Raw genomic sequence first — 15,455 nt, 5'->3', positions numbered from 1 at the left:
CTACACCCGGCGCAGACAGAGTGTGGAGGGACCTATGACCCAGCAGACGAACGGCGCCGCGCCCGAAGCGCCGCAGATGAAAATGAGCATCCTCGCGCAGTTCGTGCGCGACATGTCCTTCGAGAACGCGGTGGCGCTCAAGGGGCTGCAAAGCAACGACGTGCAGCCCGAGATGCAGGTGCAGGTCAGCCTCGACGCCCGCAAGCGCTCGGTCGAGCATCAGTTCGAGGTGATGGTGAAGCTGAAGATCACCGCCACCAACAAGGCGAACAACACGCCGCTTTACCTGCTCGAGGTAGATTACGGCGGCATCTTCCACATCGAAGGCGTGCCGGAAGAGCAGATGCACCCCTTCCTGCTGATCGAATGCCCGCGTCAGCTGTTCCCCTATGTGCGGCGGATCGTCTCGGACGTGACCCGCGACGGCGGCTTCCCGCCCTTCAACCTCGAGCCGATCGACTTCGTCGCGCTCTACCGCGCCGAGCTCGCCCGCCGGGCCGAGGCGCAGGCGGCCGAAGCGCCCGCCCACGTATCCTGACCCCATCCATCCGGGCCGCGGCACGCTGCCTCAGCGGCACCGTGACCCGATGACATCAGGCGCCGCCGCGGGCATTCTGCGGCGGCGTTTCCATTTCCCGCAGGAGTGCGATGAGCGACGAGATCCCCGCCTGGGTCGGCGACCGGCTGATCCCCATGGACAAGATGGAGGTGCACCGTCGCGGGCTGCGCCATCCGGCGGTGTCTGTCTTCGTGCTCGACGGCGACAAGGTGCTGATCCAGCGCCGCGCCGAGACGAAATATCACTCGCCCGGGCTGTGGGCGAACACCTGCTGCACCCATCCGCAGTGGAACGAGCGGCCCGAGCACTGCGCCCTGCGCCGGCTGAACGAGGAGCTGGGCATCACCGGGCTTTATCCCGCCCATGCCGACCGGCTCGAATACCGCGCCGAGGTCGGCAACGGGCTGATCGAGCACGAGGTGGTGGACATCTACCTAGCCTATGCCCGCCCCGGCATGACCGTCACCCCGACCCCCGAGGAGGTGGCCGAGGTGCGCTGGATCGGGCTTTATGACCTTGCCGCCGAGGTCCGCCGCCACCCCGAGCGGTTCTCGAAATGGCTGGCGATCTACCTCGCCGAGCATATGGACCGGATCTTCGGCGCGCTGACCCGCGGCTGAGCGCCCGCGGTCAATTTTCCGCCGAGGGCCGGAAAAACCCATGCGATCGCGGTGCCGGCTCTGGGCATTCGGCGGCCAATCCTGCATCTTGGAAACACTGTGATGGGAGTGTTTCTGTGCGTCGTCCGCAATTCGTGTTTTCCGCCATTCTCGCGGCCTCGGTTCTGGCCGGGCCTGCCCATGCCGCGGATCTGGTCAGTTTCATCACACCGGGTGCCGACGAGGCGCTGCGCACGACATTGCAGAACGCCTCTCTCTCGCGCGAGGCGGGGGCGGCCAAGTCCCCGAACGCACAAGATCTTTTTGCCTCGGCACGGGCCGATTACGCCCGTCTTCTGGGGGTGCTCTACGATCATGGCTATTACTCCGGCACGATCTCGATCCGCATCGATGGGCACGAGGCGGCGGCGATCGCGCCGATGGACGCGCCGGCCCGGATCGGCCAGATCGAGCTGACGATCGAGCCCGGCCCGCGCTTCGTCTTCGCTGAGGCGGCGATCGCGCCGGTCGCCCCCGGCACCCAGCTGCCGAAGGACTACCGGATCGGCGCCACCGCCCGATCGGGCCTGATCGTCGAGGCGGCAACCGCAGGCGTCGCCGGCTGGCGCGAGGCCGGCCACGCCAAGGCCGCGGTCGCCGGGCAGAAGATCATCGCCGATCACCGGGCCAACACGCTGGCCGCCGATGTCACCCTCGCCCCCGGCCCGGTGGTGCATTTCGGCGACCTGCACACCTCGGGCAACAAGCGGCTGCGCAGCAAGCGTCTGGTCGAGATCGCCGGCTTCCCCACCGGCGAGAGATACGCGCCCGAGAAGATGGACAAGGTCCGCACCCGGCTGCGTCGCACCGGCATCTTCAGCTCGGTCACCCTGACCGAGGCCGACAAGCTCGGCCCCGACAACAGCCTCGACGTCGAGCTTGCCGTGGTCGAGGAAAAGCTGCGCCGGATGGGCTTCGGCGCCGAGATTGCCAGCTCGGACGGGCTCACGCTGAACGGCTACTGGCTGCACCGCAACCTTTTCGGCGGCGGCGAGAAGCTGCGCATCGACGCCGAGATCGCGGGCGTCGGCGGTGCGACCGGCGGCACCGATTACACCCTTGGCGCCCGGCTCGACCGGCCCGCCACCTTCACCCCCGACACCTCGGCCTTCGTCGTCTCGGAAATCACCAAGACCTACGAAGAGGATTACGACGAGCGCGCCTTTACCCTCGGCTTCGGCCTGTCGCATATCTTCAACGACCGGCTGACCGGCGAAAGCGCGGTCGAATACCAGTGGTCGGAAGTGAACGACGATTCCGGCCGGACGATCTTCCGCCAGGTCGCCTTCCCGAACACCCTCACCTGGGACAACCGCGATGTCGCCGCGAATGCCACCAGGGGCTATTACGGCATGGTGGCGCTGACCCCCTTCGTCGGGCTTGGCGACACCGGATCGGGGGCGCAGCTGAAGGGCGATTTCCGCGCCTACAAGGGCTTTGGCACCGACAACCGCTTTGTGCTGGCCGGGCGCGCGCAGATCGGCGGCGTCTTCGGGCCAAGCCTGGCCGCGACGCCGCGCGACTATCTCTTCTATTCGGGCGGCGGCGGCACGGTGCGCGGCCAGCCCTATGAATCGCTCGGCGTCGACGAGCTCGAGGGCGGCACGCTGCGCACCGGCGGCACCCGCTTCCTCGGCGTCTCGGGCGAGCTGCGCGCCGGCATCACCGATACGATCGGCCTCGTCGCCTTCTATGACGCGGGCTTCATCAGCGCCGACGACTATTTCAGCGGCGGCGAATGGCAGTCGGGCGCGGGCCTCGGGCTGCGCTACAACACCCCGATCGGGCCGATCCGGCTCGACATCGCGGCGCCGGTCAGCGGCAGCACCGGCGACGGGGCACAGATCTACCTCGGAATCGGGCAGGCCTTCTGATGCGCATTCTGGCTCTTCTCCTCCTGCTTCTCACCCCGCTCGCCGCCACCGCGCAGGACGCGACGCTTCCCGACGCGCCGGCCACGGTGCAGGCCACGGCCGAGCCCACCGCCGAGCAGACCGAGCGCGACCGCTCCTATCTGACCGGGCTGATCGAGGACAATCTCTCGGGCGCCGGTCGCACCATCCGGCTCGAGGGGTTCAAGGGCGCGCTGTCCTCGCGTGCCACCTTCGACACGCTGACCATCGCCGATGACGAGGGGGTCTGGCTGACCATCCGCAACGGCGCGCTCGCCTGGGACCGCACCGCGATCCTGACCGGGCGGATCAAGATCGGCGAGCTGTCGGCCGACGAGATCGACCTGCCCCGCCTGCCGGTCGCGGCCGCAAGCAGCGCGCCCAGCCCCGAGGCCAAGCCCTTCTCGCTGCCGGAACTGCCGGTCTCGGTCGAGATCGGCGCGCTGAAGGCGCAAAAGGTGGTGCTCGGCGCGCCGGTTCTGGGCGAGGAGGTCACGCTTGCGGTGAACGGCGCGATGTCGCTTGCGGGCGGCGAGGGCAGCGCGAAACTCGACATCACCCGCAGCGGCGGGCCGAAGGGCAAGGTCTCGTTCAACGGCAGCTTTGCGAATGCCAGCCGCGCGCTTTCGATCGACCTGCTTGTCGACGAGGGCAAGGACGGGATCGTCTCGAAACTGGCGGGCCTGCCCGGCACCCCGGCACTGACGCTGGCCGTCGCCGGCTCGGGCACGCTCGATGCGTTCAGCGCCGACACCGTGCTCAGCACCGAGGGCGCGCCGCGGCTGACCGGCAAGGTGACGCTGACCGCATCGGTGCCGAAGGGCGCGCCCGCGGGCAGTGCCCCGGTGCAGGGTTTCCGCGCGCTTCTGGGCGGCGACATCACGCCGCTGCTGCCGCCCGAATACCACGACTTCTTCGGCACCCAGAGCGCGATCTCGGTCGCGGGCGAGCGGGCGCCCAGCGGCGCGCTCAGCCTGACCAGCCTCAGCGTCGACAGCGAGGCACTCAGCCTGTCGGGGCAGCTCGACCTGCTGCCCTCGGGCCTGCCCGCGCGCTTCGACCTGACGGCAAAGCTCGGCCTTGCCTCGGGCGCGCCGGTGCTTCTGCCGGTCTCGGGCGGACAGACGATGCTGCAAAAGGGCACCGTCTCGCTCGCCTATGACAGCGCCACCTCGGATGGCTGGAAGCTCGACGCCCGGCTCGAGGCGCTCGCCGAGCCCACCGCCAAGGTGCAAAGCCTGCGTCTGGCCGGGTCGGGCCGGATCGGCACGGCGAGCGGCACCCCGACCGCGGGCGGCACGCTGACCTTCACCGCGAACGGCATCGAGATGGCGGACCCGGCGCTCTCCTCGGCGGTCGGCCCCTTCGTCACCGGCCGCACCGTGTTCTTCTGGCAAAAGGGCAAGCCGCTGCGCCTGCCGGCGCTGAAGCTGATCGGCCGCGACCTGTCGCTTTCGGGCCTTCTCACCCTCGACAACCTCTCGGGCGGCGTGGACGTGACCGCCGATCTCGATGCCCGCGCCGCGGCGCTGTCGAACTTTGCCGCGCTTGCCGGCCAGCCGCTGTCGGGCGCGGCCGAGGGCAAGGTCAAGGGCAGCATGACCCTGCTCACCGGCGCCTTCGACATCGAGACGACCCTGACCGGGCAGGACATCAAGACCGGCGTCGCCGAGGCGGACGCGCTGCTTGCCGGCACCTCGGTGATCGAGGCCTCGGCGAAACGCGACGAGGCCGGGCTTTTGCTGCGCAGCTTCCACGCCAGCGCGGGCAGCCTTGATGCCACCGCCTCGGGGATGCTCTCGACCGGCAAGAACGACCTGACCGCGAAGATCACCCTGCCCGACCTCGCGGTGCTCGGCCGCGGCTATCGCGGGGCGCTGAACGCCACGGCACGGGTCTCGGACGTCGAGGGCGCGCGCGAGATCAGCGCCGAGGCGGTGGCGAAGAACCTCGCCTCCGGCCGCGCCGAGATCGACCGGATCCTGGCGGGCGAGAGCCGGATCACCCTGCTGATCGACCAGAAGGACGGGCGGACGCTGCTGAAAAGCCTCGACCTCGCCACGCCGCAGCTGAGCGCGAAGGCGACCGGCACGCCCGAGGGCGCGGCACAGCGCATCGCGCTCTCGGCACGGCTGGCGAATGCGGCACTGCTGGCGCCGGGCTTTGCCGGGCCGGTCACGCTTGCGGGCACCGTCACCGACACCGGCAAGGGCTATGGCATCGACCTCAAGGGCACCGGACCGGGCGGCACCCAGGCCGCAGTCAGCGGCTCGGTCGCGGCCGATTTCGCCAGCACCGATCTGAAGATCGCCGGCACCACCGAGACCGCGCTGGCGAACACCTTCCTCTCGCCGCGCTCGGTGCAGGGGCCGCTGCGCTTCGATCTGCAGATGAAGGGCGCGCCCGGGTTGCAGGCGCTGTCGGGCCGGATCACCGGCACCGACCTGCGGCTGACCGCGCCGACCTTCGGTCTGGTGCTGCAAAACATCGGGCTGCGCGCGGATCTGTCGGGCGGGCGGGTGGCGCTCGCGCTCGACGGCGCGCTGAAGGGCGGCGGCACGGTCGCGCTGAAGGGGCCGGTGACACTGTCGGCGCCCTATGCGGCCGACCTTGCGCTGACGCTGAACGGCGCCCACCTGCGCGACCCCGAGCTGTATGACACCCGCGTTTCGGGGGCGTTGCGCATTGCCGGGCCGATGACCGGCGGCGCGAAGATCTCGGGCGCGCTGACGCTGGCCGAGACCGAGCTGCGCGTGCCTTCGACCGGGCTTGGCGGCGCCGCCGCGATCCCCGACATCACCCATCTGCACGAAACCGCCGCCACCCGCGCCACCCGGGCGCGCGCCGGCCTGTTGCAACAGGACAGCGCGGGCAGTTCGGGCAGCAGCAGACCCTATGCGCTCGACGTCACGATCTCGGCGCCGAAGCAGATCTTCGTGCGTGGCCGCGGCCTTGACGCCGAGCTGGGCGGCGCGCTGCGGCTGACCGGCACCACCGCGAACATCGTGCCGATCGGCCAGTTCAGCCTGATCCGCGGCCGGCTCGACGTGCTGGCGAAGCGCTTCACGCTCAGCGAGGGACAGGTGGCGATGCAGGGCGCCCTGGTGCCCTGGATCCTGTTCAGCGCGGTGACCGAACAGGACGATTACACCATCACCCTGACGCTCGAGGGCGATGCCTCGGCGCCCGAGCTGAAGATTTCCTCCTCGCCCGATCTGCCCGAGGAAGAGGTGCTGGCCCGGCTGCTGTTCAACCGCGGCCTGACCAACCTGTCACCGCTGCAGGCGGCGCAGCTCGCCTCGGCCGTCGCCTCGCTCGCGGGCAAGGGCGGCGAGGGGATCGTGGCGAAGCTGCGCCAGGGCTTCGGCCTTGATGACCTCGACATCGGCACGGATGCCTCGGGCAATGCCACGCTGCGCGCCGGCAAGTACCTGTCCGAGAACATCTATACCGACGTCGAGGTGGAAAGCTCGGGCTCGACCGCGATCAACCTGAACCTCGATCTGAGCTCGCATCTGACGGCGCGCGGCAGCGTCGATTCGACCGGCGACAGCACGCTCGGCCTTTACTTCGAAAAGGACTACTGAGCCGCGACCGAGGCGATCCAGTCGCGAAAGGCGATCAGCGGCGGCGAGGGGGCGACATCGGCCGGCCAGACCAGCGAATAGGTGCCCACCCCCGCAACCACGTCGCCGGGGGTGCGCACCAGCCGCCCCTCGTCGATCTCGGTGCGGGCGAGAAACTCGGGCAAAAGCGCGATGCCGACGCCATGCACCGCCGCCTGGGTCATTGGCGCGAACTGGTCGAACATGATGCCCTGCGTGTGCGGCGCCTCGAGCCCGTGATGCGCGAACCAGGCGTTCCAGGCATTCGGCCGCGATTCCAGCTGCAACAGAGACTGTTTTTCCAGATCCGCCGGCACCGTCATCGGGTGCTGGCGGGCAAATTCGGGCGAGCAGGCGGCGACGATCCGCTCCTCGAAGAGCGCCAGATGCTCGGCCCCGGGCCAGGGCCGCACGCCGAAATGAATGGCCGCATCGAAGGTTTCCGAGGCAAAGTCGAAGGGCCGCATCCGGGTGCCCAGATTGAGCGTGATCCCGGGGTTGGCGGCCAGAAAGGCGCCAAGCCGCGGCGCCAGCCAGCGCGTGCCGAAGGTGGGCAGGATGGCGAGGTTCAGCACCCCGCCCCCCGGGTTCGCCCGCAGCCCGAGCGAGGCCCGCGCGATCAGTTCGAGCGCCTTGCGCACGTCGCGCGCATAGGCGAGCGCGGGCTCCGTCGGCTGCAACCGCCGCCCCTCGCGGCGAAACAGCGTGACGCCGAGCTGCCCCTCGAGGTTCTGCACCAGCCGGCTGACCGCGCCTTGGGTCAGGTTCAGCTCGCGCGCCGCGGCAGCGGTAGAGCCAAGCCGGCACACCGCCTCGAAGGCCGACAGCAGCGAGACCGAGGGGATATAGCGGCGCGGCAGGCTCATGTATGTGCTCCGTGCATGATCTGCCGCCAGAATAGCGGTAGAAACACGCAGGAAACAGGCCCATAAAGCATAAAACACATGGAGGACCCCGATGGCCCTGAAGCCGAAAGACGCCCCTGACCTCGCCAGTTTCAACTGGGAGGACCCGTTCCGCCTGGACCTGCAGCTGACCGAAGAGGAACGGATGCTGCGCGACGCCGCCCGCGCCTATGCGCAGGAAAAACTGCAGCCGCGCGCGATCGAGGCCTTCGAGCACGAGACGACCGATCCGGCGATCTTCCGTGAAATGGGCGAGATGGGCCTTCTGGGCGTGACCATCCCCGAGGAATACGGCGGCATCGGTGCCTCCTACGTGGCCTATGGCCTTGTGGCGCGCGAGATCGAGCGGGTCGATTCGGGCTATCGCTCGATGATGTCGGTGCAGAGCTCGCTGGTGATGTATCCGATCTATGCCTACGGCTCGGAAGAGCAGCGGATGAAATACCTGCCGAAGCTCGCCTCGGGCGAATATATCGGCTGCTTCGGCCTGACCGAGCCGGATGCGGGCTCGGACCCGTCCTCGATGAAGACCGTGGCGAAGAAGACCGCCGGCGGCTACGTGCTGAACGGCTCGAAGATGTGGATCTCGAACAGCCCGATCGCCGATGTCTTCGTCGTCTGGGCGAAGTCCGAGGCGCATGGCGGCAAGATCCGTGGCTTCGTCCTTGAGAAGGGGATGAAGGGCCTGAGCGCGCCGAAGATCGGCAAGAAGCTCAGCCTGCGCGCCTCGATCACCGGCGAGATCGTGATGGACAATGTCGAGGTCGGCGAAGACGCGCTGCTGCCCGGCGTCGAGGGGCTGAAGGGCCCGTTCGGCTGTCTCAACCGCGCCCGCTATGGCATCGCCTGGGGCGTGATGGGCGCGGCCGAGTTCTGCCTGCATGCCGCGCGCCAATACGGGCTCGACCGCAAGCAGTTCAACAAGCCGCTGGCGCAGACCCAGCTGTATCAGCTCAAGCTGGCCAACATGCTGACCGAGATCAGCCTCGGCCTGCAGGGCTGCCTGCGCGTCGGCCGGCTGATGGACGAGGCGAATGCCGCGCCCGAGATGATCTCGATCATCAAGCGCAACAACTGCGGCAAGGCGCTCGACGCGGCGCGGATGGCGCGTGACATGCACGGCGGCAATGGCATCTCGGGCGAGTTCCAGGTGATCCGGCACATGGTGAACCTTGAGACGGTGAACACCTATGAGGGCACGCATGACGTGCACGCGCTGATCCTCGGCCGCGCGATCACCGGGCTTCAGGCGTTCTTCTGAGTGGCGCGGCGCGCCCTGCACGCGGCCAGTTCCGCGTTCAGGGCCGCCCCCAGCAGAACCGAGAACACGCTGAGATAGAGCCACATCATCAGCGCGATCACCGCGCCGATGGAGCCGTAGATCTTGTTGTAGCTGCCGAAGTTCGCAAGGTAGTAGGTCAGCGCCAGCGAGGCCCCCGCCCAGACCAGCGCGGCGAGGATCGCGCCGAAGGTCAGGATCGGGTCGCGCCCGCCGCGGGTGTTCGGCCCGTAGCGGTAGAGGATGCCGAGCGCGGTCAGCATCAAAAGCAGCATCCCGCCCCAGGGCAGGCCTGACAGCAGCCAGCCGGTCAGCGCGTGAAACGGCAGGAAGTTCACCGCGATCGGCACCACGACAATCGTCGCGAGCGCGGCGAGCATCACCCCGACCAGCGCCAGCGTCATCACATAGCCGAAGAGATAGCTGAGCAGCGTGGTGCGCGAATGCGTGCCGTGGATCACGTTCAGCCCTTCGATCAGCGCGCCGACGCCAGCCCGTGCCGACCACAGCGCCACCGCGACCGAGACCAGCGTCGACAGCCCGATGCTGTCGTGCGGCCCGCTCAGCAGCGCCAGAATCTGCGTGTTCAGGATCTCGTAGGCCTCGGGCGGGATGAAATCATCGGCCACCTGCAGGTAGGATTCGATCACCATCGGATCGGCAAAGGCGCTCCACACCGCGATCGTCGCCGAGAGCCCGGGGAAGACCGCCAACATCGCGTAGAAGGCAACGCCCGCTGCGATCAGCGTGATCTTGGTGTCGGCCAGCCGTCCGACCAGCGCCAGAAGAAATGTCCAGATGCCGCGCAAGCGAAAACCCCTTTTCGCCACCTTCCCCCAAGGCGGCGACCGGCGCAACCATGCCGGCACACGCAACTGCGACTGCAAGGCCCTTTCCGTCCGCCTGCGAAAAGGCTAGCGATATCGAAAGGTTCCTCCGGCGCTTCGAGGTTGTCATGAGCAAACGGATCATCGCCTTCGTCGACGGCTCGATCTATTCGGCCAGCGTGTGCGACCACACCGCCTGGGTGGCCAAGCGCATGGACGCCTCGGTCGAGCTTTTGCACGTTCTCGGCCGGCGCGGCACGCCCACCCCGTCCGAGGGGCTGGGCACGCGCTCGGCGCTGCAGGCCGAGCTGGCCGCGGTCGATGAACAGCGCGCCCGCCTCGTCACCCATCGCGGCATCGCCATCCTCGAGGATGCGCGCCACATGCTGACCAAGAGCGGCCTGCAGGCGGTTTCCAGCGAGCTTGTGCACGGCGATCTGCTCGACACGCTCGCCCGCCACGAGATGGGCGCCGAGATGGTGCTGATCGGCAAACGCGGCGAGGCCGCCGATTTCGCCATCGAGCATCTCGGCTCGAATCTCGAGCGGATCGTGCGCTCGGCGACGCATCCGGTGCTGGTCGCCTCGCGCGCCTTCCGGCCGATCAAGAAGGTGCTGGTCGCGCATGACGGCGGCGCCTCGTCGCTGAAGGCGATCGACTATATCGCCCGCTCGCCGCTGTTCCCGGATCTTCAGATCACCGTCGTCGCCGTCGGCGTGAAGACCGCCGAGACCGAGCGCCGGCTGACCGATGCGGCGGCATTGCTGCGCGCCGGCGGCATCGCGACCGAGACGCTGACCGTGGGCGGCGTGCCCGACGTGGCGCTTGGCAATCTGGTCGACAGTGCCGGCTTCGACATGCTGGTGATGGGCGCCTATGGCCATTCCCGCATCCGCTCGCTGATCATCGGCTCGACCACCACGGCGATGATCCGCTCGTGCAAGGTGCCGGTGCTGCTGGTGCGCTGAGCCGGCATCCGTCATCAGACCCTGATGCGGCACAAATCCGCAAGACCGGGGCCCGGCAGATGCCGGGGCGCGGGGTCTGCGTGCCTCAGGCGGACAGGGTCTCGGTCGAGGCGAAGAACATCGCCTGACTGACCGCCGAGCGCAGCTGAGCCTCGGTATAGGGCTTGGTAATCAGGAAAGCGGGTTCGGGGCGCGCGCCGGTCAGCAGCCGTTCGGGGAAGGCGGTGATGAAGACGACCGGCAGGTCCTCGAACTGCTCAAGGATATCGTTCACCGCGTCGATCCCCGAGGAATTGTCGGCAAGCTGGATATCGGCAAGGATCAGGTCGGGCCTTTCGCGCGCGGCGAGCGCCACCGCGCTGCGCCGGGTGGCGGCGCTGCCGGTCACCCGGTGGCCCATCTCCTCGACGATGCCCTGGATGTCCATCGCGATGATCGCCTCATCCTCGATGACCATCACCTTGCCCGCGACCGAGGCCTCCATCTCGCGCAGCGCGATGTCGATCAGCCCGACCGCCTCCTCGGCGCCGAGTTGCAGGATCGTGCCGATCTCCTCGGCGCGAAACCCCTCGATCGCGTTCAGCAGCAGCGCCTCGCGGGTGTTGGGTGTCAGCCTCGCCATGTGATCTTGCGCCCGCGCCGACAGCCGGCTGTCGGGCTCGCCCAGTGGCGCCCCGGCCGAGGCCCAGACGAGGTGAAAGGCGTGAAACAGCGCCAGCTTCGGATCGCCCACGCCGTCGAGGGGCGCCGGATCGGCGAGAATCGCCTCGAGCGTTGCGGCGGCGAAGCGGTCGCCCGTATCCTGGCTGCCGGTGAGGGCCCGCGCATAGCGGCGCAGGTAGGGCAGGTTCGCGCCGATGGTCCCCGCAAGATCGGTGGGCATGAAAAGCTCCCTCTTTCCGTTTTTTCGGGAACCGAACGTCTGGCACCGGGTTCGGTTCCATGAGACGCTACGGGGATCCGAAGAAAATGTACAAAGACATGGCTGACGACACGTCGAAGGCCAGCATCCGGGATCAGATCAACGAAAACCTGAAGCGGGTCTACGAGGACGCGCTGAAGGAAGAGGTGCCCGACCGGTTCAAGATCCTGCTGGCACAACTCAGGGAAAAGGCGGGCGGCACATGACGGCACCCTCCACCCCGCCGGGAGATCCGCGCGACGAGCTGCCCGGGCACCTGCCGGCGCTGCGCGCCTTCGCGATGTCGCTGACCCGCAATTCCGCCAGTGCCGACGACCTTGTCCAGGATACGATCGTCAAGGCCTGGAGCAATATCGACAAGTTCCAGCCCGGCAGCAATCTGCGCGCCTGGCTCTTCACCATCCTGCGCAACACCTTCTATTCCGACCTGCGCAAGCGCCGGCGCGAGCTGCCCGACCCCGATGGCCTGCATGCGGCCCGCCTGTGCGAGAAACCCGCGCATGACGGCCGCCTCGCGATGAACGACTTCCTGCGCGCCTTCGACCAGCTCTCGCCCGAACACCGCGAGGTGCTGGTGCTCGTCGGCGCCTCGGGCTTTGCCTATGAGGAGGCGGCACAGATGATGGGCGTCGCCGTCGGCACGGTGAAAAGCCGCGCCAACCGGGCCCGCGCCCGGCTGGCCGAGCTGCTGCACCTCGAAAAGGGCGAGGACATCCTCGTCGCGGCCGACAAGGCGGCGCTCGGCGTGCTCGGGCAATCGGGGATTGCGGCCGCATGAGCGACGGCGACGGTGACGGCGCCCCCGGGGGCCGCAATGCCTTTGGCCGGCTCGGGGTCCGGCTCGCGCTCCTGCTCGCCATCGCGCTGTCGCCGCTGCTGCTGATCGCGATCGTGCAGTCGCTGTCGATGATGCGCGAGGCCCGGGCGCGCTCCGAGGCGGCGCTGATGGGCGAGACGCTGCGCGCGGTGTCGGGCGAGACCCGGCTGATCCAGCAGGCACAGGCCGAGGCACGGTTGCTGAGCGATCTGGTGCCGCCGCTGATCGCCGACCCGGCCGCCTGTTCGGCGCTGATGCGCCGGGTGGCCAAGGCCGACGGCCACCTCTCGCTTGCCGCCTTCATTCCGCTCGACGGGCACATGAGCTGCGCCTCCACCGGCCGGAGCTTCGACTTTTCCGGCAACCCGCTGTTTGACCGGATGATCGCCGAGCCGGAGCCCTCCTTCGCGGTCTATCCCGACGGGCCGATCTCGAAGGCGTCGATCCTGCGCATCGCCCAGCCGGTCACCGACAGCGCCGGCAACCGGCTCGGCGTGATCTCGCTGTCGCTGCCGCATACCGAGCTCGCCTCGGCCGAGGACGCCCAGGCCCCTGCAAGCGAACGGCCGCTGGTGATCATGACCTTCGACAGCGCCGGCAACATCCTGACCTCCTCGGCCGGGATCGAGGAGGCGCCGAGCCGCCTGCCCGTCGGCCATTCGCTGCAGCAGCTCGCCCGCAACCGCGCCACCACCTTCACCGCCGAATCGCGGCGCGGCAATGCGCGGGTCTATTCCGTGGTCGAGCTGGTGCCCGACCTGCTCTATGCGCTCGGCTCCTGGCCCGCCGATGCGGCCTTCGGCTCCGTCACCCGCTTCCCGCCGGTGCTGTTTCCGGCGCTGATGTGGGCGGCTTCGCTCTTCGTCGCCTATTTCGCGATGCAGAAACTGGTGATCGGGCATGTGCAGAGACTGTCGCGGGCGCTCGCAAGCTTTGCCTCGGGCAGCCGCATCGTCGGCAATCTCGAGGTCGAGGGCGCGCCGCAGGAGATCCGCAATCTCGCCGAGACCTACGAGAAGATGACCGAGACGATCCTGCATGACGAGGCCGAGCTCGAGGACATGATCCATCACAAGGAGGTGCTGCTGCGCGAGGTGCATCACCGGGTGAAGAACAACCTGCAGCTCATCGCCTCGATCATCAACATGCAGATGCGCAAGGCGCATTCCCCCGAGGCGAAGGGGCTGATGCGCTCGCTGCAGGAGCGGGTGATCAGCCTCGCCACCATCCACCGTGGTCTTTACCAGACCTCGGGCCTGTCGGACATCAGCGCGAACGAACTGATCCCCGACATCGTGCGCCAGATCACCCGCCTCGCCACCGGCCCGGGCCGGCGCATCGAGGTGACGACCAGAATCGCGCCGATCCGCCTGACCCCCGATCAGGCGGTGCCGCTGTCACTGCTGGTGACCGAGGCGATGACGAACGCGATGAAATACGCCTCGGCCGACACCGGCATGCCGAAGCTCAGCGTGACGCTGCAAACACCGGCCCCCGGGCGTGCCGAGCTGGTCGTGCGCAACACCGTGGCCACCGCCGCCGCCGAGCCGATCCCGCCGGAAGCGGCCGAGGGCACGGGGCTCGGCTCGCAGCTCGTCGGCGCCTTTGTGCAGCAGCTCGGCGGGCAGATGCAGGTCGACGCGTTGCCCGGCAGCTATGCGCTCACCGTGCAGTTCGACCTGCGCCCGCTCGACGAGGCCGAGCTGCGCCACGAGGAGCGGGCGCGAGGCTGATTTTCCGGGAACCGGGCGGCGGGATCCCGGTTCATCACGCAGGACTCCGCGGCTGCGGATCGGGAAGAAGCATGGAACGGCTCAGACAGGCAGGTATCAACGCCCGTGGGCGGATCGGCTGGGAGACGGACGGCACCAGGGCGCGCCTCGCCTTCGAGGCCGCGGTGCTTGATGCCCGCCACAGCCTTGCCGCCAGCTTCGCGAGCATTGATCCGGCGTGCCCGCTGCTCTCGGCCCGGGCACGCCTGTTTGGCGCGAGCTGGGCGGATCTGCTGCGCCACCTGCTGCGCCGCGGGGTCTCGGTCTCGATCGCACTCGATGCGACCGCGGGGGCCGAGGCCGCAACCGCCCTTGCCGCGATCGCGCAGGCGGCCGAGGCGGGCGGTCTGGCCGGCCGGCTGACGGTGACGCGCCTGTCCCACCCCGCCGCGCGCGCCGAAGGCGGCGGCTGGCCCTTCGGCCTCTTCCCGCGCGGCCACCGCCAGGCCCTGGCGCTGGTCGACGACCGGCAACTGTTCCTGTCGGCCGCCCCGACCGGGGCGCGGACAGGGCGCAGCCTGTTCCTGAGCGCCGAGGGCCCGGTGGTGACCGAGGCGCGCCGCCATCTCGACGGCTTCGCCGCCTTCACCGCGGGCGTGCGCCCCGTGCCCCCGGCGCAACGGCTGCTGCGCACGCTGTGCTGCCCGCGCCCGGGCCTTGCCGGGCGGATCACACCGCACCGGCTCGCCAACGAGGTCGAGACCGCGCATTCCATGCTGCTGCGCCGCGCGCAGCGCCTCGTCTATGTCGAGACGCAGAGCTTCGACTGCCTCGGCCTTGCCCGCCATTTCGCGCAACGCGCCGCGGCCGCACCGCAGCTCGGCCTGATCCTGATCCTGCCCGCGACCGCCCCCCCGGGCCGCACCTGGTTCGACCGGCTGCGCCAGCGCCAGGCGCTCGCGCTCCTGACCCGGGCCTTCGGGGCGCGGCTGTTCATCGGCCTTGCCCCCGGTGGCTGCGCCAATGTCACGCTCTTCGACGCGGAGGCGGCCGTCGCCGGCTCGGCCGATCTTGGCCGCCGCGCCTTGCGCGCCGACACCCATGCCGGGCTCTATCTGCGCCGCAGCGACGACATCGCCGGGCTGCGCGCCGCGCTGATGCGGCACTGGCTGCCCGAAGCCGCGGGCGAGAACTTTTTCGACCCTGTTCGGGCAGTTTCCGCCTGGCGCGACCTGGCGCAGGAAAACGCCCGCAGCGGCGCAAGCGGGCCGCGCAGCCTGCTGCCAGGCCCCCGCCTCCGCGGCTGAATG

Annotated in this window: 13 protein-coding genes; 10 read left to right on the top strand and 3 right to left on the bottom strand. The window is 69.0% G+C overall.

The window, feature by feature from the left end; all coding sequences use genetic code 11:
- Positions 1 to 34 precede the first annotated feature (34 nt).
- The 4 genes from secB to EOW66_RS07865 all read left to right on the top strand — a co-directional run bounded on the left by secB (position 35) and on the right by EOW66_RS07865 (position 6,697).
- A complete protein-coding gene (gene secB, locus EOW66_RS07880; protein ID WP_128149652.1) occupies positions 35 to 538 on the top strand; it encodes a protein-export chaperone SecB in 504 nt (167 codons plus the stop codon).
- A gap of 110 nt (positions 539 to 648) precedes the next feature.
- Positions 649 to 1,179, top strand: coding sequence for an isopentenyl-diphosphate Delta-isomerase (idi, locus tag EOW66_RS07875; protein ID WP_128155876.1), 531 nt, complete (start codon positions 649 to 651; stop codon positions 1,177 to 1,179).
- 116 nt (positions 1,180 to 1,295) lie between these two features.
- On the top strand, positions 1,296 to 3,092 hold the full coding sequence (locus EOW66_RS07870) for an autotransporter assembly complex protein TamA (protein WP_239017535.1): 1,797 nt from the start codon (positions 1,296 to 1,298) through the stop codon (positions 3,090 to 3,092).
- Positions 3,092 to 6,697 (top strand): translocation/assembly module TamB domain-containing protein, encoded by a 3,606-nt coding sequence (locus EOW66_RS07865; RefSeq protein WP_128155874.1) that lies wholly within the window; start codon positions 3,092 to 3,094, stop codon positions 6,695 to 6,697. The genes EOW66_RS07870 and EOW66_RS07865 overlap by 1 nt, the downstream gene beginning before the upstream one ends.
- On the opposite strand, the gene EOW66_RS07860 is transcribed toward EOW66_RS07865, so the two are convergent.
- A complete protein-coding gene (locus EOW66_RS07860) occupies positions 6,691 to 7,581 on the bottom strand; it encodes a LysR family transcriptional regulator (RefSeq protein WP_113898372.1) in 891 nt (296 codons plus the stop codon). The genes EOW66_RS07865 and EOW66_RS07860 overlap by 7 nt on opposite strands.
- A 91-nt stretch (positions 7,582 to 7,672) precedes the next feature.
- On the opposite strand from EOW66_RS07860, the gene EOW66_RS07855 reads away from it, so the two are divergent.
- Complete coding sequence (locus tag EOW66_RS07855) at positions 7,673 to 8,881, top strand: acyl-CoA dehydrogenase (protein WP_128155873.1); 1,209 nt, start codon at positions 7,673 to 7,675, stop codon at positions 8,879 to 8,881.
- On the opposite strand, the gene EOW66_RS07850 is transcribed toward EOW66_RS07855, so the two are convergent.
- Positions 8,866 to 9,708 carry a YihY/virulence factor BrkB family protein gene (locus EOW66_RS07850; RefSeq protein WP_164881066.1) on the bottom strand — a complete coding sequence of 281 codons (843 nt, stop codon included), beginning with the start codon at positions 9,706 to 9,708 and terminating at the stop codon, positions 8,866 to 8,868. The genes EOW66_RS07855 and EOW66_RS07850 overlap by 16 nt on opposite strands.
- Before the next feature lie 146 nt (positions 9,709 to 9,854).
- Between EOW66_RS07850 and EOW66_RS07845 the strand changes: the two genes are divergently transcribed.
- A complete protein-coding gene (locus EOW66_RS07845; RefSeq protein ID WP_128155871.1) occupies positions 9,855 to 10,694 on the top strand; it encodes a universal stress protein in 840 nt (279 codons plus the stop codon).
- Between the two features lie 85 nt (positions 10,695 to 10,779).
- Here the strand turns inward: EOW66_RS07845 and EOW66_RS07840 are convergent, their stop codons facing one another.
- The gene (locus tag EOW66_RS07840; RefSeq protein WP_128155870.1) at positions 10,780 to 11,577 is read right to left on the bottom strand and encodes a response regulator; all 798 of its coding nucleotides are present in this window, start codon (positions 11,575 to 11,577) and stop codon (positions 10,780 to 10,782) included.
- A 98-nt stretch (positions 11,578 to 11,675) separates the two neighbouring features.
- Here EOW66_RS07840 and EOW66_RS07835 point away from each other — a divergent pair, with 98 nt between their 5' ends.
- The 4 genes from EOW66_RS07835 (at position 11,676) to EOW66_RS07820 (ending at position 15,452) form a co-directional block, all read left to right on the top strand.
- Positions 11,676 to 11,822, top strand: coding sequence for a NepR family anti-sigma factor (locus tag EOW66_RS07835; protein WP_113898661.1), 147 nt, complete (start codon positions 11,676 to 11,678; stop codon positions 11,820 to 11,822).
- Positions 11,819 to 12,394, top strand: coding sequence for an RNA polymerase sigma factor (locus EOW66_RS07830; protein WP_128155869.1), 576 nt, complete (start codon positions 11,819 to 11,821; stop codon positions 12,392 to 12,394). Before EOW66_RS07835 ends, EOW66_RS07830 begins: the two co-directional genes overlap by 4 nt.
- On the top strand, positions 12,391 to 14,166 hold the full coding sequence (locus EOW66_RS07825; protein ID WP_128155868.1) for a sensor histidine kinase: 1,776 nt from the start codon (positions 12,391 to 12,393) through the stop codon (positions 14,164 to 14,166). The genes EOW66_RS07830 and EOW66_RS07825 overlap by 4 nt, the downstream gene beginning before the upstream one ends.
- Before the next feature lie 71 nt (positions 14,167 to 14,237).
- Complete coding sequence (locus EOW66_RS07820) at positions 14,238 to 15,452, top strand: hypothetical protein (RefSeq protein WP_128155867.1); 1,215 nt, start codon at positions 14,238 to 14,240, stop codon at positions 15,450 to 15,452.
- The last annotated feature ends 3 nt before the right edge of the window (positions 15,453 to 15,455 follow it).

Source organism: Paenirhodobacter huangdaonensis, from assembly GCF_004022465.1.
Classification (GTDB): Bacteria; Pseudomonadota; Alphaproteobacteria; order Rhodobacterales; family Rhodobacteraceae; genus Rhodobacter; species Rhodobacter huangdaonensis.
Note: the sequence above shows the minus strand (reverse complement) of the source record. Positions and strands in the feature narration are given on the sequence as shown.